Raw genomic sequence first — 23,245 nt, forward strand, 5'->3', positions numbered from 1 at the left:
ATATTTCGAACCTCCTTAACAGCGAATTGCGGCCGCCGCGTGAGCTCGGTTGGATAGCGACCGAGACGAGGAGTTCAAAATAGTCAACCTGCCATTCATCCAGACCTCTGTCAGATACGCTTCGATGCGCCAAATACACGCAGCCATAGACCATTTCTATCGCGGCGATTTCGAGTGCGCAGCCACCCTGGCCACTGCCGCCTGCGGAATGCTGCCTGCTATCGACAACGACGCCCTACGGCGTCGGAAACCCGTACAGCGCGCATCGAGACCGTTTCCCATTGGCTCGTGCATGGCACGGCTCTCGATCGGACCGGTAAGAGCAGACAAAAAGAGAGTATCGTTATACGAACGGCGCAGGTCGGGGTTGCGATCTATGTGGCAATCACGAGGTTTGACATCTCCTTCCCGGATCAGAAAACGCCTCAGATGATTAGCTTCAGACGCGCGTATCAATTTTGATAGGAGCAGCGTCAGTGACGCGTTGCTACAAACTCGTCCATGTAGCGCAATAGTTTTTGCCCGTCGTTTTTGCGCAGAGCGTCGGCAAGGATCCTGTCGATATGGGTGGCCCAACCCGAATAAGCCAATGCCCAACGCCCATACCTTCTTTTGTCGAAGGGGTCTGCCTGCAACGTCACAAGACCTGTGTGCCTATCATCGCTACAAATCGAAGCCTTCATGATATCGAGGTTAGCCTCTGCGCCTTCAAGGAACTGAGCAAAGTGGCGACCGGAAAACAGCAAAACACCAGTCAGCCCAAGTCCAGGATTTCGAGCTTCCGCGATACTTCGAATGTTGGCGATCTCGGTGTCAGCATTCTGACCGAGCGAACTGGAACTGACATAGAGCCACGTTGCAAACATCTATACGTTTCTATCCGTACCGCACGAAAGAAGACGCCAATTGCGGCAGTGTTATTTCGCGATAATCAACAAGAGTGCAAAAACGACAGTCAGCACAGCGCCGAGGCAACTTTACCGCTGTTCAACAATGACTGTTCCTCTCACCACGAACAGTATCCGACTGCCGTCGGTTACTTCGGTGGTCACATAGGTGTTGCGCGAACGCTCCGCAGCTCTTTTCAGGCCGGCCGGCATACGCTCCGCGGCACGGTGACATGCTGCTGCGTTTGTCGGGAATAGTTCCCCACGCTGGTCTTCAGTCTTTTTTCCGCGCACATGCTGATGAAAGTAGTAACGAGGCATCGGGGCCTCCTTTCTCCATTTATGTGTCAACAGACGGCAGAGCGACTTGGTTCAAAAGTGAACTTTGTGGGGGAAAGCTGGAACACTCCGACGCTGAAGTGCCGGGGCCCCAAGCGGCTTCCGTACTCCCTGTGCACCGGGGAACACGGGCGCACTACCATCTCCGCTGACGTGGCGCGCATTGTCTGATCAATCTGCAATGCTAGCCGGGTGCTCGGCTCGCCAAGCGCGCTCACCGCATGTGCACAAGTACAAGCGGACCAAGCGGCCGCTGGTTGAGTCGAGAATATGCTGCACCAGGTTGAGAGAGGAGCCACACCGAGGGCAAAAAGGGTGGAGGTCCTTCTTGGGGTTGAAGTTTTCTGTCATTTGTGGCTGATAGCATGCCAACTATCTCGAAGTGTTCCGGGTGAGTACGGGTTGCTGAGCCATCCTAGTTGCGCCTCCTGCCTTAGCGATGCTTTGGCGAGTATCGAATAGGTTAGCTAAGTCGCGTTGAGACCAGGTGATAGGATCGGCTCAACCGGCGCTCGGCCCTTACCTTTTCGGCACCTTGCGCGCGATGACCGCTGCGCACGCGTCATGTTCCCGGTTTTCTTTCCGGGCTAAGTAGTGGCGCGTGCTCCGTCCAATTTTTCAGCTCTTGGCGCTGGAATTCTCGTTTTGCTTGTCACTTTTCGTGATGGGCCCCTTACTAGCCTTGTTGCCGCCACCCCACTCTTGAGCCTTCCGGCTTTGGTCACCGCCCTGTTCCTGCGGTGCATTACCCTTAGTGTTAGGGCTGGCGCTTTCGCCCTTGTCTTTGGGCCGATTATCGTTCTCAGTCATTTTTCGCTCCTTTCGCTTGAAATGCACGAACGAGAAGCCCGTTCCTCTGAACTAGCGTTCAATCGTCAGCTGCGGGTCAAAGTGAACCCTTGAGGGCGCGAGATCGCGGCTTCTGGTCCACCGACAAGCTGATTGACTAAGAGCGGCACCGGTCTTCCCCTGGGGCCAGCAGTAAACCTCAAGTGAGTTGTAACGAAAGAGGTCGCCACTGCAGGCGGGCCTACTGCTTCCAGCGCTGCAGGGCCTTGGCGGACCGGTACCATGCCCAATTCTCGGGGCCGGTCAGCCGGCGCAAGATATCCTGTTCTGCAATTCATGAGGGTGCAGGCGCGGCCGAAGGCGCATGCTGATGCAACCAGTGGCGCAACGCCTCAGCGCCCACGGCGCCAGCCCGTTGAGCGACGACCTTGCCTCGATGGAATAGCATCAGGGTCGGAATGCTTTGAATGTTGTAACGAGCCGACAGCTCCGCTTCCGCCTCGGTGTCAACCTTGAGGAAGCGAAGCTCGGGTTCGAACTCGCCTGCGGCGCGCTCAAAAACCGGCGCCATCGCTTTGCAAGGTCCGCACCACGCCGCCCAAAAATCGACCACAACCGGAATATCGTTGCGCTGGATATGAGTGGCAAAGCTACGGGCGGAAACCGGCGTCGGATGTCCAGTAAAGAGGTGCTGTCGACAGTGCCCGCATTTCGCCTGACGCGCATCCCTCCGGGCCGGAATGCGGTTGGTGCTGGTGCAATGCGGGCAAACGATGTGGCGGACCTCGTCGCTCATGGCTCAATGTCTCCTCTATCAATGAGATGCCAGAGGTTGCTTGCGATCCGGTGGCGGAAAGGCTTCATCGAGTTCAGCCAGATCCTGAGGTTTGAGCCGAATGTCGAGCGCATCACGGTTCTCGCGCACATGCTCCGGCTTGCCCGACTGCGGTATCACACATACGCCCTCCTGGCGCAGCACCCAGGCCAGCGCCACTTGTGCAGGTGTCGCGCCGAGGCGCGCCGCAATCCTCTTGAGGGTAATGTGATGCAATACGCGACCCTGCTCGATCGGTGAATAGGCCATGACCGGCAGGCCGCTGCGCTGGCACAAAGGCATGAGATCGTACTCGATGCCGCGGCGCGCGAGATTGTAGAGAACCTGATCGGTCGCGACGTTTGCCCCATTGGGCACATCGACGAGCTCCCGGATATCCCCGACGTCGAAATTGCTGACGCCCCAGTTCCGGATCTTGCCCGCGCCCACGAGGGATTCGAAGGCATCGACGGTCTCTTCCAGCGGGACAGACCCCCGCCAATGCAGCAGATAGAGGTCAATCTCATCCACCCCGAGCCGAGCGAGACTACGCTCACAGGCCTCCACTGTGCCGTGCCGCGTGGCGTTCTGAGGTAGCACCTTGCTCACCAAAAAGATTTCGTCACGCCGTCCCTTGATCGCCTCGCCGACGACACGTTCGGCACCACCGTCGGCATACATTTCGGCCGTGTCGATCAGGGTCATGCCGAGATCGATGCCGAGACGCAGTGCATTGACCTCCTTCGATTGATGCAGCGGATTCTCTGCCATGTGCCAAGTCCCCTGGCCGAGCCTCGGAATCTGCTCACCTGAGGGAAGTACGATTGTCCGGGTGGTCTCCATCACAGTCATAAGGGGCGCTCCATTGGCTTTCACGTTTTCATGGATGGCCGGGCGACAAACTACAGCAGCAGTTCGAAGAGCCGCGAGGCTAGTTCCCACTCCTTGGTCTGCGGGTTTTTCAAATCGGGCTCGACGATCTTCAATGCGCGGGCGAGCGCGACCCCAAGTCCCCCGGCAAGGTCCGGCAGCATGGCTTCGGTCTCGTCGTTATAGCTGAACTGCAGCGGTGGCCGATGAGCTAGACGGTCGAGAATCGGCGCTAATTCTATCGTTTCATCCGTTTTCCTGAATTGCTCGATGCACTCCTGGAGACCCGCAGTAATCGGGATATTCCATGGCTCGATCACGACCTCGCCGCCAGCTTTGGCGTCAGCCTCGGCGCGCAGTAGCAGCCGATGAATTCTGTGGTCGATGAACTCCTCGCAGCGCTTGAGGTCAGCCTTGTCCAAGTCGAGACCAGCCGCCTCGCGAAACAGCCGCTGGAACTGGCGCACGCCCTCTGGGCGCGGCGGCGGCATCTTGTCGGGGGGAAGTTGCGCGATCATCGGGCACCTCTACCATTTTCGCCGCCAGTCGCATTGACAGGCGTCATATGCGGAGGATCTCATTCACCAACCGCTTGCAGCTCTTATCATTCCGCGGCGGCCTGCACCGGCTGTTCGCTTCGGCTGTTTCGCGCCGTCTCGAGAAACCCGTGAATCTGTTGCACGACGGTTGCTCCCTCTCCGATCGCCGCGCCTACGCGCTTGACGGATCCGAAACGGACATCACCCACCGCAAACACGCCAGCCACGTTGGTTTCGAGCGATGGCACGCTCGAGCCGTCAGCCGATAGAAGATCGTCAGGAGGGATATTCGTGCCGGTTCGCACAAACCCCTTGCTATCGCGGCTGACGTTACAACCGCTCAGCCACTCTGTTGCGGGCGCTGCACCGATAAACATGAAGACGTTGCGGATCGTTTTCTCAACTTCCGCGCCGGTCCTGTCGCGCCAGCGGACTCGTTCGAGTTGGCCCTGCTCGCCACCTGACAGCCCGACGATTTCCGTGCAGGTGAGCAGCTCGATATTCTCTGTCGCGGCGATCCGGTCGATCAAATATTGCGACATGCTCGCAGCCAGGCTGGGTCCCCTCACGAGCATCCATACCTTCTTGGCATAGCGGCTGAGAAACACCGCCGCCTGCCCTGCAGAGTTGCCTCCGCCGACCAGCGCCACCTCCTCGTTTCGGCATAGACGAGCCTCGATCGGGGAGGCCCAGTACCACACTCCCCGTCCCTCGAAATGCTCCAAGTTGCGTATATTCGGCCTGCGATAGCGCGCGCCACTCGCGATCACAACGCTCAGCGCGGTGACGCTCCGACCGTCGGAGAGTTCGATCGCGAATGGATAGTGCTCACAACGAAGGTTCGTGACCGTCTCGGGGATGATCATCTCCACGCCGAACTTCTGTGCCTGCACATAGGCACGCCCAGCCAGTGCCTGGCCTGAAATTCCCGTCGGGAATCCCAGATAGTTTTCGATACAGCTGCTGGCACCGGCCTGCCCACCGAACGCCCGTGCGTCGAAGACGCCGACCGACAAACCTTCAGATGCCGCATACACGGCGGCTGCAAGTCCTCCTGGGCCAGCACCGGCAATTACTAGGTCGTATCGGCGCCCCTCGAGATCCGGAGGGACCATTCCCAGGGCACGCCCCAAGTCAGCTTCACTCGGATTTTTCAGGATTTCCCCAGTCGGACAAACGACCAGCGGCAGTTCTTCCGACCTGCAAGGATAGTGCTTCAAGAATGCCTGTGCATCCGGGTCCTTTGTGGGATCGAGCACCTGGTGCGGATAGGCGTTGCGCGCCAAGAATTCCAGGAGACGCACCATGCCGGGATGGCCGTCATGCCCGACGAGACAAGGGCCGCCGGTGCCGGCTTCTATGAGGAACACCCGTCGCAAAATCAGGGCGCGCATGATGCGCTCGCCGAGTTGAACATCGGCGATCAGCAAAGCGCGAAGTCTCGCCGGCAGAACAAGCAGCGCTTCAACGGGCTCGGTTGCACGCGCATCGACCAAGGCGGGTCCACCGGAGAGTTGGGCGACTTCGGCGATGATTTCGCCTGCACCCAATTCCAAAATCTTCTCGGTCCGTTCAGGTCGGTTGCGAGCTTCGATGCATACCCGACCGGCAATCATCACGAACATGCCCGCCGGCCTCTCACCCGTCCGGAATAGATATTGATTGACACCATAGTGTTTGATCTCGCCGAAGCGGCGCATGCGGTCGATCTCGTTCGGCGCGAACTTGGGAAACATGTGCTCGTGGCGGGACTCAAGCATATCGTTGCCGCTCGTCTGGAGACCGGCGGCAGCCGTGTTGGATAGGTCGTCCATCCTATGCGCCTTTCATGACCATGGCCCCTGCACGGCGGAAGCGCTCCAGGGATAGCCGCGCGGCGCGTGCTGTGCGGTCACCCATTGGTCCGTCGTGAAAGCCTCGATCGCCCAAGATCCATTGAATCGGCCAATGCCGGAATTCTTCTCTCCGCCAAACGGACAGGTCGGCAAGTCGATGACGGGGTGATCATTGACATGGGCCATACCGACCTGCATTCGCTGGGCAAAGTGCACGCCCCGGTGCATGTCGCGCGTGAATACGGCGCCGCTTAGTCCAAAACTCGTTTCATTGGCCACGGCCAAGGCTTCTTCGGCGCTGCCGACCCGGAGGATCGGCGCCACTGGGCCGAATATTTCTTCTGCTGCAAGTTCCATCTGGTTAGTGACGTTCACGAGGACATGGGGTGGCAACACGAGTCCCTCCGGCTCGCCTCCAAGCAATTGTTTGCAGCCGTCGTCGCTCGCGCGGCGAACGCGTGCCATCAGCTTATCAAGTTGTGAGCTGTTGATGATCGGACCAATCATCGTATCGCCATCGTGGGGATCGCCTGTTTTCAATCGCGCCACCCGCTCCGTAAAGCGATCAACGAACGTGCGATAGACCGGCTCCTCGACAATGATGCGGTTTATAGCGATGCAGATCTGGCCCTGGTGCAGAAACTTGCCGAACACTGCGGCCTCAACGGCCTGATCTAAATCGGCGTCCGCGAGCACAACGAAGGGAGCATTGCCGCCGAGCTCCAGATCAACGCGCTTGATGATCGGCGCCTTCGCCGCGAGTTCCGCGATCCCGCGGCCGACCGGCGTCGAGCCGGTGAACGAAATAACTCGTGGAACGGGATGACTGACGAAAGCGTCGCCGATTTCGCTGCCAGAGCCGACAACGACGCTCAGAAGCCCCGCCGGCAGGCCGGCCTCCTCGAAGATTTTCGCCAACAGCAATCCGCCTGTTGCCGGCGTATCACTCGCGGGTTTCACCACAACGGCATTTCCTACTGCGAGCGCCGGTGCGATTGTGCGATTGCTTAGATGGAGCGGCCAGTTCCAAGGACTGATCGCCCCGACAACTCCGACCGGCTTGCGCCGCACCTGATTTTCCTTGCCCGGAATGTCGGACGGAATGTAGCGGCTTTCGACGGCATGGGGCACCGAAGTCGCCCACAGCATGACGGTGTGTGTCACTTCCCACTCTAGGTTCGCCTTCAGTCGCGTGCTGCCGGATTCCTTGATCAGCCAATCGACGATTTCGCCACGGCGTGCTTCCATCACGTCAGCCGCGCGGCGAAATACTTGCGCCCGCGCCGCCGGTGCTGAGACGGCCCACTCCACCTGAGCCTTGGCAGCCGCTGCAAACGCCGCATCGAGATCGCGACGGTCAGCCTGCTTGATTTCGAGGAGGACATCGCCGGTAAACGGATTCCTATCGACTAGCCTGTGCTCTGCTTGCCCGTGACGCCAATTCCCGGCGATCGGCAGCAGATCAAACTTGTCATAAGGTTGCGGATCTCTCGTTTGAACTTTGGTGCCATCCCGTACTATGGCTTCGGCTCGGTCGGAACTACGGTTGGCACTGCGCGCGACCATGTCCATCTCCTTTGGCAGGTTGGCTTTCGCAGCTGACGATGACGTCTCGAGCGACCCTTCACCTTGACAGCCGTCAACGCAAACGCGGGAAAGCATCTCATCGACTGCATTGAAGGGTTCCCCCACGCCTTAGAGCCTCTGATCGTGCAGGGCATCAATAAAACCTTGGGATCGGACCTAGTTGCGGTGTGGGCCGATCCGACAAGTCAAACATCAGTTCATCGACATAACACCAGCCCCAGCCTTCGGGCGGATCATAGGCTTCGATGATCGGGTGACCGGTTGCATGAAAATGCTTCGTCGCGTGTCGATTCGGCGACTGATCACAGCAACCGACATGACCGCAAGTTCGGCAGACGCGCAGGTGCAGCCATGGATCGCCCAGTTGCAGGCATTCCTCACAACCGAGAGAACTGGGAACTACGTCGTGAATACCTGCCAAGTGCCTGCAACGCTGTGCCATGTTATCCTGCTAAATCCGCCAATTGCGTTCTGCCCGATCTCAATTCCTGCTCCGTTGCCGAGCGTTGTCCTGGTCCTGCAGTTGTGTCTGATATTCCCAGGTGCAGCGCATTGCACCGGCGTCCAGGCAGGCCATTCAGTGCAATCTCCGTTTCGGAGATGGCGCGTTGAACTGCGCTATTTCCGCCGTCTGCGGCGCCTTGCCGTTGAATGTCAGGACATTGCCTTCTGCCGAGATCGCGACCTTGTCGCCGTCCTTCACCTCGCCTGCGAGGATCATCTCGGCCAGGGGGTCCTGCAGATACTTTTGAATCACCCGCTTCAGCGGCCGCGCGCCGTAAGCGGGATCCCAGCCCTTGGCGGCGAGCCAATCCCTCGCGTCCGCATCGAGCGTGAGCGTGATCTTGCGATCGTCCAGCAGCCTTTGAAGCCTGGCGAACTGGATCTCGACGATCCGTCCCATCTCACTGCGCTGCAGGCGGTGGAACAGGATGATCTCATCGACGCGGTTCAAGAACTCTGGCCTGAAGTGCGCCCGCACCATTCCCATCACCTGCTCGCGCACCGCCGAGGTGTCCTCGCCCTCCGGTTGGTTCACCAAGAACTCCGAACCGAGGTTCGAGGTCATGATGATCAGCGTATTGCGGAAGTCGACGGTTCGGCCCTGGCCGTCGGTGAGGCGGCCGTCGTCGAGCACCTGCAACAGCACGTTGAAGACGTCGGGATGCGCCTTCTCGATCTCGTCGAACAGCACCACCTGGTAGGGCCGGCGCCGCACCGCTTCGGTGAGCGCTCCGCCCTCGTCATAGCCGACATAGCCCGGAGGTGCGCCGATCAGCCGCGAGACCGAATGCTTCTCCATGTATTCGGACATATCGAGGCGGACCATCGCGGTCTCATCGTTGAAGAGGTACTCGGCGAGCGCCTTGGTCAGCTCGGTCTTTCCGACGCCGGTCGGCCCCAGGAACATGAACGAGCCCATCGGCCGGTTAGGGTCCTGCAGCCCTGCGCGCGAGCGGCGCACGGCGGTCGCGACCGCATGCACCGCTTCGGCCTGACCGACCACGCGCTGTCCAAGCTGCTCCTCCATCTTCAGAAGCTTCTCCTTCTCGCCCTCCAGCATCTTATCCACGGGCACGCCAGTCCAGCGCGAGACCACCTGCGCAACATGGTTGGCGGTGACCGCCTCCTCCACCATCTCGCCGGAGTTCTCCTTGGCCTCGATCTCAGCAAGCTGCTTCTCGAGTTGCGGGATCCGGCCATAGGCCAGCTCGCCGGCCTTCTGGAATTCGCCGCGCCGCTGGGCGTTGGCGAGCTCGACCCGCAGGCCGTCGAGCTCGGCCTTCAGTTTCTGGGCGTTCACGAGCTTGCTCTTCTCGGCGCTCCAGCGCGCCGTCAGCGCCGCCGACTTCTCCTCGAGATCGGCGAGCTCCCTCTCCAGCGACTGCAGCCGAGTCTTGGAGCCCGGATCGCTTTCCCTCTTCAGGGCTTCCTGCTCGATCTTCAGGCGGACAATTTCTCGATCCAGGGAATCCAGCTCCTCCGGCTTGGAATCGACCTGCATCTTCAGCCGCGCCGCGGCCTCGTCCATAAGGTCGATGGCCTTGTCCGGCAGGAAACGGTTGGTGATGTAGCGGTTGGACAGGGTCGTGGCGGCCACCAGCGCGGAATCGGTGATCCGCACGCCATGGTGCTGCTCGTACTTGTCCTTCAGCCCGCGCAAGATCGAGATCGTATCCTCGACCGAGGGCTCACTGACGAAGATCGGCTGGAACCGCCGCGCCAGCGCGGCATCCTTCTCGACGTGCTTCTGGTACTCATCGAGCGTAGTGGCGCCTATGCAGTGCAGCTCGCCGCGCGCGAGCGCGGGCTTGAGCAGGTTGGAGGCGTCCATTGCGCCGTCGGCCTTGCCGGCGCCGATCAGCGTGTGCATCTCGTCGATGAACAGGATGAAGGTGCCCCCGCTTGCGGTCACCTCCTGAAGCACGGCCTTCAGCCGCTCCTCGAACTCGCCGCGGTATTTTGCACCCGCAATAAGCGCGCCGAGGTCGAGCGCGAGCAGCTTCTTGTCGTGCAGGCTCTCCGGCACGTCACCATTGACGATACGCAGCGCGAGCCCTTCGGCGATGGCGGTCTTGCCGACACCGGGCTCGCCGATCAGGACGGGATTGTTCTTGGTCCGGCGCGACAGCACCTGGATCGTGCGGCGGATCTCCTCGTCGCGGCCGATGACCGGGTCGAGCTTGCCATCGCGCGCCGCCTGGGTCAGGTCGCGGGCATATTTCTTCAGCGCGTCATACGCGTTCTCGGCGGTCGCGGAATCCGCGGTGCGGCCCTTTCGCAGGGATTCGATCGCAGCATTTAGCTTCTGCGCGCTAACGCCGCCCATGGCTAGTAATTGGCCGGCCTCGCTGTTCTTGTCCATAGCGAGGCCAAGCAGGAGACGCTCAACCGTGACAAAGCTGTCGCCTGCCTTCTCGGCTGCGTTCTCAGCGGCGTCGAAGGCTCGCGCGAGTTCGGGGGCAAGATAAACCTGCCCGGCACCGCCGCCGGAGACCTTTGGCAGGTGGTTCAGAGCGTCCTCGGTCGCCTTCAGGACTGCACGGGAATTGCCGCCGGCGCGGTCGATCAGGCCGCCAGCAAGGCCCTCGCCGTCGTCCAGCAGGACCTTCAGCAGCTGCAGCGTGGAAAACTGCTGATGACCTTCGCGCATCGCTAGCGACTGCGCGGATTGAATGAAACCGCGCGAGCGCTCGGTGTACCGTTCAATATTCATCATCGTCTTCCCTCGGCAATGCCGCTCCGCCCCGGAGTGCGATCAACGAAACGGCCCGCCGTTAGTGGATTGTCCGCAAGGCACGGACGCGGCATGCTCTTTGCGTTTCTGAAAGCTCGCACTGACATTCGTCAACTCGCCAAGCGGTTTTCGTCGTCGATGCTGAAACCTACTGCATATCGCTGCGCTTGAGCGGTGCCCTGTCTGTCCGCGCCAGCCAACTGCTCGGACGGCGCGTCTCACCTGCAGCCGAACTTCTCGGCTGACAGCGGCGCAAGAAGCGTCAGTGGCCCTTGCCGATCGCATCTTGGAACAATGCCCTTCCACCACGATTGCCGCTCGATGAGGTGGCTCGTTGGCATCGTGGCGGCGTTCCTGATCTGCCTCCTTACTTATGCCGGGTCAGCCTTCGTTTCTGTCTTGGAGCTGGTTTCAGCGTTGCGAAGCGGAGACGCCGCTCAGGTGGTGGCCCGAACGAATCTTCCGCGCATCCGCCATTCGGTGGTCGATCAGGTTGTGTCCGCCTATCTCGACCGAATTGGCCAAAAGCGGCCGGTGCGGCCGTTCGAACGAATGGCAGTTAACGCAGTCGCGTGCGACAATCGCCGACGATCTCGCGGTCAAGCTCATGACACCGGAAAATTTGTCCGTCCTGTTGAGGAGCGGCACCGTCCGCAACGCGGCAGAAAACATTACATTTGGGACGATGTCTTCGTTTGCCGAACTCGACGTTTCGAACATCTTTGTTCTCGCGGGACGCATAACGCCAGTGAAGCCGGTCGAGTTTGCGGTGAGGCTCGGAGCAAATCAGGACGCCGGGAGTGTTAGCCTGCATTATGAAGGGGCGAGCTGGAAGCTATCCGGCATCACGTTGCCGCCAAAGGTCTTGTTCAGCATAGTGGACCGGCTACCGACGCGCTGAGCCGACGCTTATCGCGGCGCTCCTTGCTCGCCCTCGGCGCAGGATTAGGCGCATCGACCGTGCTGGGCAGTAACGCTTTTGCGCGAGCACCCAAGCTTGGGTCGCAGCCAGGTTATTTCTATCGCTTCGGTCTCGGAGACGCCGAAGTGACGGTCGTTTCTGACGGTCCGCTGCCACTCGGTCCTCCGAAAGGGACCTTCATCGGCGTGCCTGATGAAGAAGTGAAGAAGATGCTGAGCGACAATTTCCTCTCACCGGAAAATGTGGTGCTGGAGCAGAATTCGCCAATCGTGAATATGGGTGACAGGCTAGTTCTATTCGACACTGGCATGGGAACGTCCAAGGCCTTCGGACCGACCACCGGCCGTCAGCAGAAGAGTATGGCAGAGGCTGGCATTAAACCAGCCGACATCGACGCCGTGGTCTTATCACACGCGCACATCGATCATATCGGCGGCATTGTGGACGGGGACGGTAAGCCATTATTCCCCAACGCACAGTACTACATAGCTCAGAGCGATTTCGATTTCTGGACCGATGAAGGCAAGCTTGGCAGTCCATTGAAGGACTTTGTCGTTCATGCACGCAAGAACTTACTGCCGGTACGAGATCGCCTTGTGTTCTTCAAGGACGGTCAGGAATTCCTTCCCGACGTGCAGGCCATGGCAGCTCCTGGCCACACCGTAGGTCACACAATCTTCATGGACTCGTCGGCAGGGAAATCGTTCGCCTTCCTCGGTGATCTTACTCACCATCCGATACTGCTGCTTGAAAAACCACGGATGCAGTTCTCGTACGACACCAATCCGCAGCAGGCAGCTGAAAGCCGGGTCAAATTGCTGGATATGATTGCTGCAAATAAGATTCCTGTGATGTCCTATCATTTTGCTTGGCCAGGTTACGGCCATATCGCCAAGACATCGGAGGGCTTCCACTATTACCCGGAAGCGATGAGCTTGAATCTCTGAACTCCGAGCGCAGACAAAAGAGACGACCTCCAAAGCAAACTCTAGCCCCGGACTTGACGGGGCATTTTTGCGCCTTGTCTCTGACGAGAACGGTGTCGGACTGCGATGTGGCCTTCGAGTCAGACTCGGACGTGTTAGTCAAAATCACGACGCACGATAATGGTCCTCGCAGACATGCTGGAGCTCAACCTGCGCAGGCTTGTGCTCCGCACATCCCGACTTAGGAGAACACCGGCTTGGGCGTCAATCTTGTAGGATTTTCCACCTGCAGCTGGCGGCTTTCTGGGGCGCGCTTCGGCCGTGAGGGGCGGTGGCCTCGGAAGGATAGGTGCTTGCAGCTCCGCTAGGCACGATTCAGGTTAACGACCGGACCATCGCCGAGGACGACGAGCCGAACTCATTGCAAACGACTATGACAGAGCGAAACCTTCGTAGCCGCGGGTGACGACCTTCTGACAGATCTCGCGATAACGGACCAAGCCGCCCGCATATGGCATGAACACCTGCGGCTTGCCTGGAATATTCGCCCCGAGGTACCAGGAATGCTTTGCCTGCGGTAGTAGTGTTCGGGCAGCCGCCTCGTTGACTTCGCTTACCCATTTCTCGACGGCGTCGGCCCGTGCCTCGATCCGCTCCAGCCCGTTAGTCCGCATATGAGCGATGCAATCAGTGATCCAGTCGACATGTTGCTCTATGGCTACGGGCATGTTGCACAGAACCGATGGACTGCCGGGCCCCGTGATGGTGAAGAGGTTTGGAAAACCAGCGACCTGCAAACCTAGATAATTGCGTGGTCCTGCCTCCCAGACATCCTTGAGTGCGATCCCGCCCCGCCCGCGGATATCCATCTTGAGCAGCGGTCCCGTCAACGCATCGAACCCTGTCGCAAAAACTATGACGTCTAGAGGGTACTCGGCCTGATCCGTGCGAATTCCAATCTCGGAGATCTGCCGGATTGGCGCAGCTTTGACGTCCACGAGCGTGACATTCGGCCGATTGTAGGTCTCAAAATAGTCGGTATCGATCGGCGGGCGCTTGGCCGCATACGGATGATCAATGTCAGCGAGGACCGCCGCGGTCTGCGGATCCTTCACAATCGAACGGATCTTCCTTTTTATGAAGTCGGCAGCGGTGTCGTTTGCTTCCTTAGAAACAAGCATGTCCTCAAAGGATGCGCGGAACTGCAGCCCGCCACGCTCCCAGGCCTCGTCGTAAATTCTCTCGCGCTCCTCTGGCGGCGTGTCGACCGCTTTGCGTTCCGAAACCTTGAAGCCCATGCCATTGTAGGTTTGATGCGTGGTCGCGCGTATTTCGCTGGCGCTGTTTTTGACATATTGCTTGAAGTCCGCCGTCAATGGGACGTTGCGTGCTGGTACTGAATAGTTCGCGGTACGCTGGAATACGGTCAGATGCTTGGCTTGATCGGCGATCACCGGCGCCGCCTGGATGGCGGTCGATCCGGTGCCGATCATCCCCACTCGCTTGCCCGCAAACTCGACGCCTTCGTGCGGCCACTGCCCTGTATGGTACCACTCACCCTTGAAGGTCTTCAGTCCCAAAATGTCGGGCACGTTGGCAGTGGAGAGGCAGCCGACCGCGGTAATGAGAAACTTCGCGATGAAGGTCTCGCCCGTTTCTGCACGGATGTGCCAGCGATTCGTCGCTTCGTCGTAATGCGCCGACGCAACCCGGGTACCAAATTGAATGTCGCGTTTCAGGTCGAGCTTGTCGGCAACGAAATTCAGATAACGCAGAATTTCTGCTTGGCCCGGATAGCGTTCGGACCACTCCCATTGCCGCATCAAATCCAGGGAAAACGTATACCAATAGACATGGCTTTCAGAGTCGCACCGAGCTCCAGGGTAGCGATTCCAGAACCACGTACCCCCAACACCCTGGGCCGCTTCTACGGCCTTGACTTTCAAGCCAAGGTTATCCCGAAGCCGAAACAGCTGGTAGAGGCCCGCAAAGCCCGCACCAACAACCAGCGCGTCTAGCTCAACCGGTTCATTCGACATTGCCGCACTCGCTCATTACGCCGCCCCACAAACATAAGGCTCGGTATACCGCCAGCGCCGTAAGGGTGAAAGTGCGCTGCGTCAAAGTGAATTGGACTAATATAACCGCCCCGGTCAGTGCGCTCAAGCTCGCCTTCTCTGCTCAATGCAGCTCACTGCCGGGCGTCGCCTTCAAATCTGCAATGCACTCGATCAAAGACCGGACCGGTCCAGAAGCAATCAACGTCGATTTGCGGGGACCCCATTTCTCGGACCCGCCGTTTCGACGTACCATGAGAGGAATTGCAGCGGCCGCTAGAGTCAATTCCGGTCGATGTCTAATTGGAGCGACCAGGACTTTGGCCGCAGACATGCGTCATCTTGTGGGCGCGGCAACCCGGCGTGTGCTCGCAAGTAGACGCGGCGTATTCCAGGATGATTAGCGGGAGAGACTGTAAGGGTGCCGCTCAATCTCGTAACCGGCCTGCAGCCGCATTTGACACCAAAATGAAGCGGACAAAGCTCTTGGTGGGAAACATCGCTGCGTTTGTCCGAAGAGAGATAGAAAGGCTCCCGGGCAGGCTCCCGAGCCAACTCGCGGGACCGCTAGGTACCTATCCCGCGCAGCTCAAAGCTCGAGATCAGGGGACTCCAATTAACCGTCGGCGGCCGAAATAGCTGAACTTTCGGCACACGTAGCAATCGATCGAGGTCGCTCATAAATTGGTGAACCGTCCGCCTGTCTTGTCGTCGTAAGGTACCAATTCGGCACCGACCAGCTTTCGGACAGCTTTGTCTGCTGCACCCTGCCGCGTCAGCAAGCTCATTGGCTGACCGCAAAGTGACCGAAAAGGTGCGAGGCCTTCTCCAATGCGAGCCGCGATGTTCTCAGCAGAACTCAATCGGAGTATCCGCAAACAGCGGATTCGAAATGCTGCGTCATGTTGAAGTCTTCTTCGCGGCAGTGCTTTCTTGACCTTATCTGAACAAGCGTCATGGACGTCGCCCTAACGCGGCGCATAGCCAATGGAGGGAATTGCCCTTCCCCTGCGCGCGCGGGGTTAGGATGGCATGCGACCCGCGATGCTGACAAGCGGAGGGCAGGCGCCCGAGCGCGAAAAATGATGTGAACGCACGGTCGGACGATGACGTTTACGGGAAGCTAAAAGCGTAAGAATGACAGTGAGATAGTCGTGGCCGGCAAGGGATTGTGCAACGGCGAAGCTGGCCGTAGCCGGCCTTCGCGGGCGCACCCACACGGTGACGAAAAAATGACACTCAGAGATCAGAGAAAAGTGTGAATCGCTGTGCGCGGCCGACCTGGTGGGTTCTGAAGCCAGGGCCGGGACTGTTTGCTTTCGTCCGGCGGGATGGCGTGGGCGTTCCTTCGCTGACGTGATGGCTGTAGGAATGCTGATCGATCGCTGCAGCTCATTCAGCAGCTTGAAGACCAGACCAGGTATCGCACTGCGATGGTGGCTGGCGAGCATGTCACTTGCTTGACACGTTCTGGAGCGCCAGTCTCTAATCTGCTTCAAGGCCCTGCGGTTGGACAGGCAATGACTTTCTGCCTCCAGCAAGAACAGGGTCGACGGCCCCACCCAGCGACTGTCCGGTCAAGGGTGCGGAATCCAAGATAATTTCCTGGGAGGGAACAATGGACAGACGCCAGACGCTCAAGCTGATCGGCGGCACGGCCGCGTTGGCCGGTGCCGGTATTCCGGGCTTTGCCTTGGCGCAAGCCCAAAAGGAAATGGTCACGGTCGTGAAGATCGCGGGAATTCCGTGGTTCAACGCACTTGAAAAGGGAATCCAGAAGGGTGCGAAGGATTTCAGCATTAATGCGACTATGGTTGGCCCGGCGAACGTCGATCCGGCACAGCAAGTAAAGCTCCTTGAGGATCTGATTGCCAAGAAGGTCAACGTGATCGGCTTGGTGCCGCTTGATGTAAAAGTCTGCGAGCCCGTGCTGAAGCGCGCCCAGGCCGCCGGAATCAAGGTCATCACGCATGAGGGTCCGGAACAGGAAGGCCGTGACTGGAATGTGGAATTGATCGACTCCGTTCGCTTCGGCGAGGTGCAGATGGAACGTCTCGCCAAGGACATGGGCGGCGAAGGTGATTATGTGGTCTATGTCGGGACTCTTACGACGCCACTTCACAACAAATGGGCCGATGCCGCGATTGCCTACCAGCAGAAGAATTTTCCAAAAATGAAGCTGGTCGCCGACCGCTTCCCTGGCGCCGACGAGATCGACACCAGCCAGCGCACGACGCTTGACGTGATCAAGGCCTATCCCAACCTGCGTGGTATTCTCGGCTTTGGTTCGAACGGACCAATCGGAGCCGGAAATGCTGTGCGCCAGCAACGTCTCGGCAAGAAGATCGCCGTTGTCGGCACCGTGCTGCCAAGCCAGGCGAAGTCGCTTATCGCGGATGATACGATCCGCGAAGGTTTTCTGTGGAATCCTACCGATGCGGGTTACGCGATGGTCGCGGTGGCCAAACTCGTGCTCGATGGCAAGCCGATCACGGATGGCGTCGATGTACCCGGCCTTGGCAAGGCAGCCGTCGACGTGGCAGGAAAGCAGATCAAGGTGGACAAGATCATGCGCATCAATAAGGAAACCATCGACGGTCTGATCGCCGGAGGGCTCTAGCCCGGCACCGGTTTAGTCGCGTCATCGCGCTGCATTCCCGGCCCTTCCGGTCGGGAATGCGGTACAACTCGAGTGATCGCACGACTCCATTGCAGGCGAACCTTTGGCGACTTTCCTGGAGATGTCCGGCATATCGAAGCGCTTCGGCGGCGTGCACGCGCTCCGCGGCGTCGATCTCACTCTGGAAGTCGGCGAGGTGCACTGCCTGGTGGGTGAAAACGGCTCCGGCAAGTCGACCCTGATCAAGATCATTTCGGGCGTAGAGACAGCGGAGCCCGGCGGCCGGATCGTAATTTCCGGCAAGGAATTTCCCAAACTAAACCCGGTCTACTCCACGCATTGCGGCATTCAGGTCATCTACCAGGATCTTTCGCTATTCCCCAACCTCACCGTCGTCGAGAATATCGCGATGGCGCACCATCTTGGCGGTCTCCATTCGGTGAACTGGGCCTCAATGCGCGCCACCGCTAAGGCCACAATGGCAAAGATCGGCGTTGAGTTCGGCCCGGACGCGAAAGTGTCTGAGCTCAGCATTGCCGGACGCCAGTTGGTCGCGATCTGCCGCGCCTTGGCTGCGGATGCCAAACTCCTGATTATGGATGAGCCGACGGCATCGTTGACTCGCCACGAGGTGAACGCCCTGATCGCGCTCGTAAGCGAGCTGAAGCGTGCTGGCATCTGCGTCGTTTTCGTCAGTCACCGTCTCGACGAGGTGCTTGAAATCGCCGAACGCGTAACGGTACTGCGGGATGGCGCCAAAGTCGGTACCTTTGCTGCAGACGTAATCGACGGGCGGAAACTCAGCCACCTGATGACGGGTAAGTCCTTCGAGTATCAGGTACAGGCGCCTGAGCTTGCCACTGGCCCGGTCGTGCTGGAAGTAAAGGGCCTGGGCCGGCAGGGTGAATATGAGGATGTAAGCTTGCAGTTGCGCGCAGGGGAAGTGGTGGGTCTCACCGGCCTGCTCGGCTCAGGGCGAACCGAATTGGCGCTATCCCTGTTCGGCATGAAGCCGCCCGATCGCGGCACCATCGCACTTGACGGACGGCCGATCGCGCTGCGTACAAATGCAGAGGCGATCGATCGAGGGATCGCCTACGTATCCGAGGATAGGCTTACGCTTGGTCTCATCCTGAATCAGTCCGTCACGGCGAACGTCACGCTTACGGTGCTGGATCGTCTGGCGGGCGCGTTCGGCTTGATTGCCGCACGCGCGCGGCAGACCCATGTCGCTCGGTGGGTTGCTGAACTCGGGATCAAGGTCGCCAATCCGGCCAACCCGGTGAAGACGCTCTCCGGGGGCAATCAGCAGCGGGTCGTGCTCGCCAAATGGATGGCGACCAATCCGCGGGTGCTCATCCTCGATAGCCCCACGGTGGGCGTCGACATCAGCGCCAAGGACGGCATTTATGAAATCATCTGTCGGCTGGCCCGCGACGGCGTTGCGGTGCTGATGATATCAGACGAAATTCCCGAGGTCCTTTATCATAGTCATCGCGTGCTGGTGATGCGGGAAGGTCGTTTGACAACCGACGTGCCTGCCGCAGCCACTTCCGAAGATGCGCTTCGGCAGGCCGTCAATGCGTGAATCGCACATCGCATCATTCGGCAGGTTTCGTCGCAGCCATGAGTTCTGGCTGCTGATAGTCATTCTCGGACTCTGCGCCAGCTTGGGCTTCGCGAACGCCCAATTCCTGACCATGCAGAATCTGTTTGATCTGCTGACCTCCTATGCATTCGTCGGCATCCTGGCGCTCGGGCTGCTGGTCGTGCTGATCGCCGGCGGAATCGACATCTCATTCACCGCGACCGCGTCAGTGGCGCAATATGTCACACTTTCGCTTGCCAATGCTTACGGGGCGAACTGGATCGGCGTCTTCGCCATCGCGATTGGAATTGGCGGTGCGCTCGGTGCCCTCAACGCGTTTTTCATCCAGAAACTTCGAATACCATCGATCATCGTTTCGATCGCGACGCTGAACATCTTCTATGGACTTCTGATCTTCTTCACCGGCGGCAAATACATCTATTCGTTGCCCGACTGGTTTGCGACCGGAATATTCTGGTTCGAGTTCGAATGGGGCAAGGATAGCTCGTACGGTGTCAACTTGCAGATCCTCGCGCTCGCGCTCGCATTTCTCGTCACCTGGCTCCTGCTTAACCGAACCAATATCGGCCGGCAAATCTATGCCATGGGAGGCAATACCGACGCCGCACAGCGGCTCGGCTTCCACGTTTTCGGCCTCAATATACTGGTCTATTGCTACATGGGTGTCATGGCCGGAATCGCGTCCCTGATTCAGGCACAACTCGCGCAGTCCGTTGCCCCGACGGTGCTGGTGGGCAAGGAACTGGATGTGGTCGCTGCCGTCGTGCTCGGCGGCGCCAGCCTGATGGGCGGCGTCGGCAGCGTCTTCGGCACGTTTCTGGGCTTGACACTGCTCGCGGTACTCCAAAATGGAATCATTTTGCTGGGCGTTTCGTCTTACTGGTCGCCGTTCTTCGTCGGCTTGGTTATTCTCATTTCGGTCTCTGCGACCGCCTGGTCGCAGCGCGAGCGGCGAAGCCAGAGCGCATCCCGATGAGCAATGTACCCGCCCTCTCACTTCGCCGGCGCATCGTCGGCCTCGCCGGCAGCGGCACGGTCGCCACCCTCATCCTGCTGTTGTTCGCGCTCTGGGTCGTGTTCGCGATCGCGATCGGCGACCGGTTCTTCTCGGTCAACACGCTGCAATCCATGGCTTTCCAGATGCCCGAACTTGGCATCCTCTCGCTCGCGATGATGCTGGCGTTGCTATCTGGTGGCCTCAACCTTTCCATCATCGCGACCGCCAATCTGTCCGGACTGACCATCGCGTTCCTGCTGACGCGCTACATCCCGGGGAGTCAGGGCCTTGCCTGGGTCGGCATTCAGGTGTTTGCGATCGCTGCAGGATTTGCAGTGGCTGCATTGGTCGGCCTCCTCAATGGTTTTGTCATCGCCTATCTTGGCGTTTCGCCGATCCTGGCCACGCTCGGCACGATGACGCTCTGCAAGGGCCTCGCGATCGGCCTGTCGCGCGGTAACGTCATCTCCGGATTCCCGGAGCCGATTGTGTTTATCGGCAACGGAACGGTTTTCGGGGTACCCTTTGCTCTGATCGTACTTGCGTTCTGCGCCTTGCCCGTCGCGCTCATGCTGAACGCGACACCGTTCGGAGCCAAGGTTTACATGATCGGCTCGAACGAGAAGGCGACCCGCTACTCCGGCATCAATACCCGCGCTGTCCTCCTCAAACTCTATGTGTTTTCCAGCCTGCTCGCGGGCGTGGCAGCGGTGGTCATGTTGGCGCGTTTCAACTCGGCCAACGCGGCATACGGCGAGAGCTATCTGCTCGTCACCATTCTTGCGGCCGTCCTCGGCGGCATCGATCCGTTTGGTGGTTTTGGCAAGGTTGCCGGACTATTGCTTGCACTGGTCATCCTTCAGGTTATCTCCTCGGGATTCAACTTGTTGAACCTCAGCCAATTCCTCACGCTGGCGATCTGGGGTGGAATCTTGATTGCCGTTGCGGCGGTTCCTCATTTCGCCGGCAAAGCGCCGCGGTAGCCAGTGATGATGAGTTCGATCGTCTCGACCACTATCGCGGTTCTCGACATTGGCAAGACCAGTCTCAAGCTGTTGGTGGCGAGTGACGACGGTTGGCCCCTCGAAACACATACGATTCCGAACGTGCCGATGACTCAGGGCCCCTACCTCGCCTGTGATCTTGCCGGGGTAGAGGAATGGTTTCTCGCTACCCTTGCCATCGTGTCTCAACGCTATACCATTGGCGCCGTGATCGTGGCTGCGCATGGATGCGGCGCGGTTCTCGTCGATGGCGATGCGCCAGTGCTGCCGATGATGGACTACGATGCCGTCTGTCCGCCCGAAATCGATGAAGCCTATGCCCGGATCGCGCCCGGTTACGATGAGGTGTTTTGCGGAATCGGAGGCGCGATGCGGCTCGGAAAGCAGCTGCTTTGGCAGGAAAGCGCGTATCCCCTCGAATTCGCCCGCGCGAACACCTATTTGACCACTGCGCAGTTTTTCGCCTTGCGGCTTGGCGGACGTGCGGCCGGTGAAATCTCGCAGCTCGCGGCTCAGAGCCATATCTGGGACCTCGTCCTCCATCAGCCTTCCTCTCTTATGCGCAAGCGCGGTTGGAGCCATCTGCTGCCCGTAAGCGTCGCTGCCGGCGCGGTGCTAGGGATGGTTTCGGAGTCCGTAGCGAGGCGCACCGGCCTGGCGCAATCGACCGAAATCCTCTGCGGCGTGCATGATTCCAATGCCAACTTGTTTCGCTACAAGGCCGCCGGCATGGCCGATGCCTCGATCCTATCGACCGGCACCTGGATGATCGGATTTCAGCGCGGCCTCTCCTTGGACAAACTCGATCGCGCGCGCGCGATGGTGCTCAATATCGATGTCGATGGCGAGAATGCACCTTCGACATTGATCGCAACTGGTCGCGAATACGACCTGATCCGCGGGGAACATCGTGCTTCTGATGCAGCCGTCCTTGCCGCATTGTCGGCCCTGCTGTCGAAGGCAACCCTGGCGCTCCCCTCCTTCATCAGCGATGATGGATTGTTTCCGGGCGCAGCTGGCCGCGGACGGGTCACCGGACCGCCCCCCGAAACGCCCGCCGAATGGCAGGCGTTGGCGGTGCTCTACGCAGCATTCAGCGCAAGCCGCTGTCTCGATGCGCTTGAGAGCTCAAAATGCATCGTCATCGATGGTGGCTTTGCGGCAAACCTGCCGTTCGCCCGCTGCCTTGCAACCTTGCGACATTCACAGAGCGTCTGGGTGAGTCAATCCCCGCACGGAACGGCGCTTGGCGCCGCGCTGCTGTGGCGGCGATTCTCGCGTACTCTGCCGGTTTCGAGCGTGGTACTTGAAGCCGTCACATCACTCAGCAGCGATGGGGTCGACCCGCGCGGCCTTTCCGCCGCCTACCAGTCCTGGATCGCTTTCTCGGAGCCCGCTTTATGACAGACCGTAATCATACCGATCTCCGCCAAGGCATTGTCGACACCTGCAGGGAGATGAATCGAAACGGTCTCAATCAAGGCACATCCGGCAACCTTTCGCACCGGATTCCAAGCGGAATGCTGATCACGCCTACCAGCCTGCCCTATGATCGGATGCAGCCAGAAGATATTGTTGCGATGGATTTTGCCGCGAATTACCAGGGCAACCATCGGCCTTCATCCGAATGGCGCTTTCACCGCGATATTCTGCGAGCACGCGAGGACGTCAACGTCGTGCTCCATACGCATTCGACCTTCAGCACAACTCTCGCCGTTCACGAGCGCGGCATCCCCTGCTTCCACTATATGGTCGCAGTTGCAGGTGGCAACGATGTCCGTTGTGCGCCATATGCTTGTTTCGGCACGCAGGCACTATCAGACTACGCTCTCAAGGCACTCGAAGATCGCAACGCCTGCCTGCTTGGCCATCACGGCTTGCTCGTGGCCGCCCAGACGTTCGAAAAGGCTCTTTGGCTCGCCGTGGAAGTGGAGACGCTGGCGAAGATGTATGTCCATGCCTTGGCCATCGGCGAGCCGCCGCGCCTCAGCGACGCTGACATGGCGCAGGTACATGAGCAGATGAAACGCATGGGATACGGCCAGGCGCCTGACCTTGACGACGTCGGCGATGTTCCGCGCGCATTACCGGGGTCGAAACGGGCAGCACATTGATGGTGGCTGCGACCAAGTTCTTTGCTTGGAAACTCAACCATGTACGAGGGACGGGCTAGGCTATGGTCGGGGACCGGCGTTCGGCTGATAATGGCTGC

At 59.4% G+C, this 23,245-nt stretch carries 19 protein-coding genes; 8 read left to right on the forward strand and 11 right to left on the reverse strand.

Features of this window, described 5'->3' with window-relative positions; translation table 11 throughout:
• Positions 1–473: 473 nt before the first annotated feature.
• The 10 genes from ABIB66_RS22695 to clpB form a co-directional block, all read right to left on the reverse strand.
• A complete protein-coding gene (locus ABIB66_RS22695) occupies positions 474–866 on the reverse strand; it encodes a BLUF domain-containing protein (RefSeq protein ID WP_354255735.1) in 393 nt (130 codons plus the stop codon).
• 111 nt (positions 867–977) lie between these two features.
• Positions 978–1,208 carry a DUF6894 family protein gene (locus ABIB66_RS22700; protein WP_354208814.1) on the reverse strand — a complete coding sequence of 77 codons (231 nt, stop codon included), beginning with the start codon at positions 1,206–1,208 and terminating at the stop codon, positions 978–980.
• 636 nt (positions 1,209–1,844) lie between these two features.
• Positions 1,845–2,036 (reverse strand): hypothetical protein, encoded by a 192-nt coding sequence (locus ABIB66_RS22705; RefSeq protein ID WP_354208815.1) that lies wholly within the window; start codon positions 2,034–2,036, stop codon positions 1,845–1,847.
• 313 nt (positions 2,037–2,349) lie between these two features.
• The gene (gene trxC / locus ABIB66_RS22710; protein ID WP_354255738.1) at positions 2,350–2,811 is read right to left on the reverse strand and encodes a thioredoxin TrxC; all 462 of its coding nucleotides are present in this window, start codon (positions 2,809–2,811) and stop codon (positions 2,350–2,352) included.
• 18 nt (positions 2,812–2,829) lie between these two features.
• Positions 2,830–3,675 carry an aldo/keto reductase gene (locus tag ABIB66_RS22715; protein WP_502917398.1) on the reverse strand — a complete coding sequence of 282 codons (846 nt, stop codon included), beginning with the start codon at positions 3,673–3,675 and terminating at the stop codon, positions 2,830–2,832.
• A gap of 56 nt (positions 3,676–3,731) precedes the next feature.
• A complete protein-coding gene (locus ABIB66_RS22720) occupies positions 3,732–4,217 on the reverse strand; it encodes a DUF1931 family protein (RefSeq protein ID WP_354208817.1) in 486 nt (161 codons plus the stop codon).
• A gap of 86 nt (positions 4,218–4,303) precedes the next feature.
• Positions 4,304–6,052 carry an FAD-dependent oxidoreductase gene (locus tag ABIB66_RS22725; protein WP_354208818.1) on the reverse strand — a complete coding sequence of 583 codons (1,749 nt, stop codon included), beginning with the start codon at positions 6,050–6,052 and terminating at the stop codon, positions 4,304–4,306.
• Between the two features lie 12 nt (positions 6,053–6,064).
• Positions 6,065–7,639 carry an aldehyde dehydrogenase family protein gene (locus tag ABIB66_RS22730; RefSeq protein WP_354255741.1) on the reverse strand — a complete coding sequence of 525 codons (1,575 nt, stop codon included), beginning with the start codon at positions 7,637–7,639 and terminating at the stop codon, positions 6,065–6,067.
• A gap of 154 nt (positions 7,640–7,793) precedes the next feature.
• A complete protein-coding gene (locus tag ABIB66_RS22735; protein WP_354208820.1) occupies positions 7,794–8,102 on the reverse strand; it encodes a UBP-type zinc finger domain-containing protein in 309 nt (102 codons plus the stop codon).
• A 135-nt stretch (positions 8,103–8,237) separates the two neighbouring features.
• The gene (gene clpB, locus ABIB66_RS22740; RefSeq protein ID WP_354255744.1) at positions 8,238–10,877 is read right to left on the reverse strand and encodes an ATP-dependent chaperone ClpB; all 2,640 of its coding nucleotides are present in this window, start codon (positions 10,875–10,877) and stop codon (positions 8,238–8,240) included.
• A 342-nt stretch (positions 10,878–11,219) separates the two neighbouring features.
• On the opposite strand from clpB, the gene ABIB66_RS22745 reads away from it, so the two are divergent.
• Positions 11,220–11,705, forward strand: coding sequence for a DUF2939 domain-containing protein (locus ABIB66_RS22745; protein ID WP_354208822.1), 486 nt, complete (start codon positions 11,220–11,222; stop codon positions 11,703–11,705).
• 90 nt (positions 11,706–11,795) lie between these two features.
• Positions 11,796–12,767: an MBL fold metallo-hydrolase gene (locus ABIB66_RS22750; protein ID WP_354255829.1), complete on the forward strand. Its 972-nt coding sequence runs from the start codon at positions 11,796–11,798 to the stop codon at positions 12,765–12,767.
• 410 nt (positions 12,768–13,177) lie between these two features.
• On the opposite strand, the gene ABIB66_RS22755 is transcribed toward ABIB66_RS22750, so the two are convergent.
• Positions 13,178–14,785, reverse strand: a complete 1,608-nt coding sequence (locus ABIB66_RS22755) for a flavin-containing monooxygenase (protein WP_354208823.1) — start codon at positions 14,783–14,785, stop codon at positions 13,178–13,180.
• 1,636 nt (positions 14,786–16,421) lie between these two features.
• On the opposite strand from ABIB66_RS22755, the gene ABIB66_RS22760 reads away from it, so the two are divergent.
• From ABIB66_RS22760 to ABIB66_RS22785, 6 genes are all read left to right on the forward strand, one after another.
• Positions 16,422–17,423 carry an autoinducer 2 ABC transporter substrate-binding protein gene (locus tag ABIB66_RS22760; protein ID WP_354255747.1) on the forward strand — a complete coding sequence of 334 codons (1,002 nt, stop codon included), beginning with the start codon at positions 16,422–16,424 and terminating at the stop codon, positions 17,421–17,423.
• 103 nt (positions 17,424–17,526) lie between these two features.
• Entirely contained in the window at positions 17,527–19,011 is a 1,485-nt protein-coding gene (locus ABIB66_RS22765) for a sugar ABC transporter ATP-binding protein (protein WP_354208825.1), read from the forward strand.
• The gene (locus ABIB66_RS22770) at positions 19,004–20,008 is read left to right on the forward strand and encodes an ABC transporter permease (RefSeq protein WP_354208826.1); all 1,005 of its coding nucleotides are present in this window, start codon (positions 19,004–19,006) and stop codon (positions 20,006–20,008) included. Before ABIB66_RS22765 ends, ABIB66_RS22770 begins: the two co-directional genes overlap by 8 nt.
• Entirely contained in the window at positions 20,005–21,012 is a 1,008-nt protein-coding gene (locus ABIB66_RS22775) for an ABC transporter permease (protein ID WP_502917394.1), read from the forward strand. Before ABIB66_RS22770 ends, ABIB66_RS22775 begins: the two co-directional genes overlap by 4 nt.
• Positions 21,013–21,018: 6 nt before the next feature.
• Positions 21,019–22,437 (forward strand): carbohydrate kinase, encoded by a 1,419-nt coding sequence (locus ABIB66_RS22780; protein ID WP_354255750.1) that lies wholly within the window; start codon positions 21,019–21,021, stop codon positions 22,435–22,437.
• Positions 22,434–23,147, forward strand: a complete 714-nt coding sequence (locus ABIB66_RS22785) for a class II aldolase/adducin family protein (RefSeq protein WP_354255753.1) — start codon at positions 22,434–22,436, stop codon at positions 23,145–23,147. Before ABIB66_RS22780 ends, ABIB66_RS22785 begins: the two co-directional genes overlap by 4 nt.
• Positions 23,148–23,245: the final 98 nt, after the last annotated feature.

Source organism: Bradyrhizobium sp. F1.13.3 (assembly GCF_040548265.1).
In the GTDB taxonomy this organism is placed as follows: Bacteria; Pseudomonadota; Alphaproteobacteria; order Rhizobiales; family Xanthobacteraceae; genus Bradyrhizobium.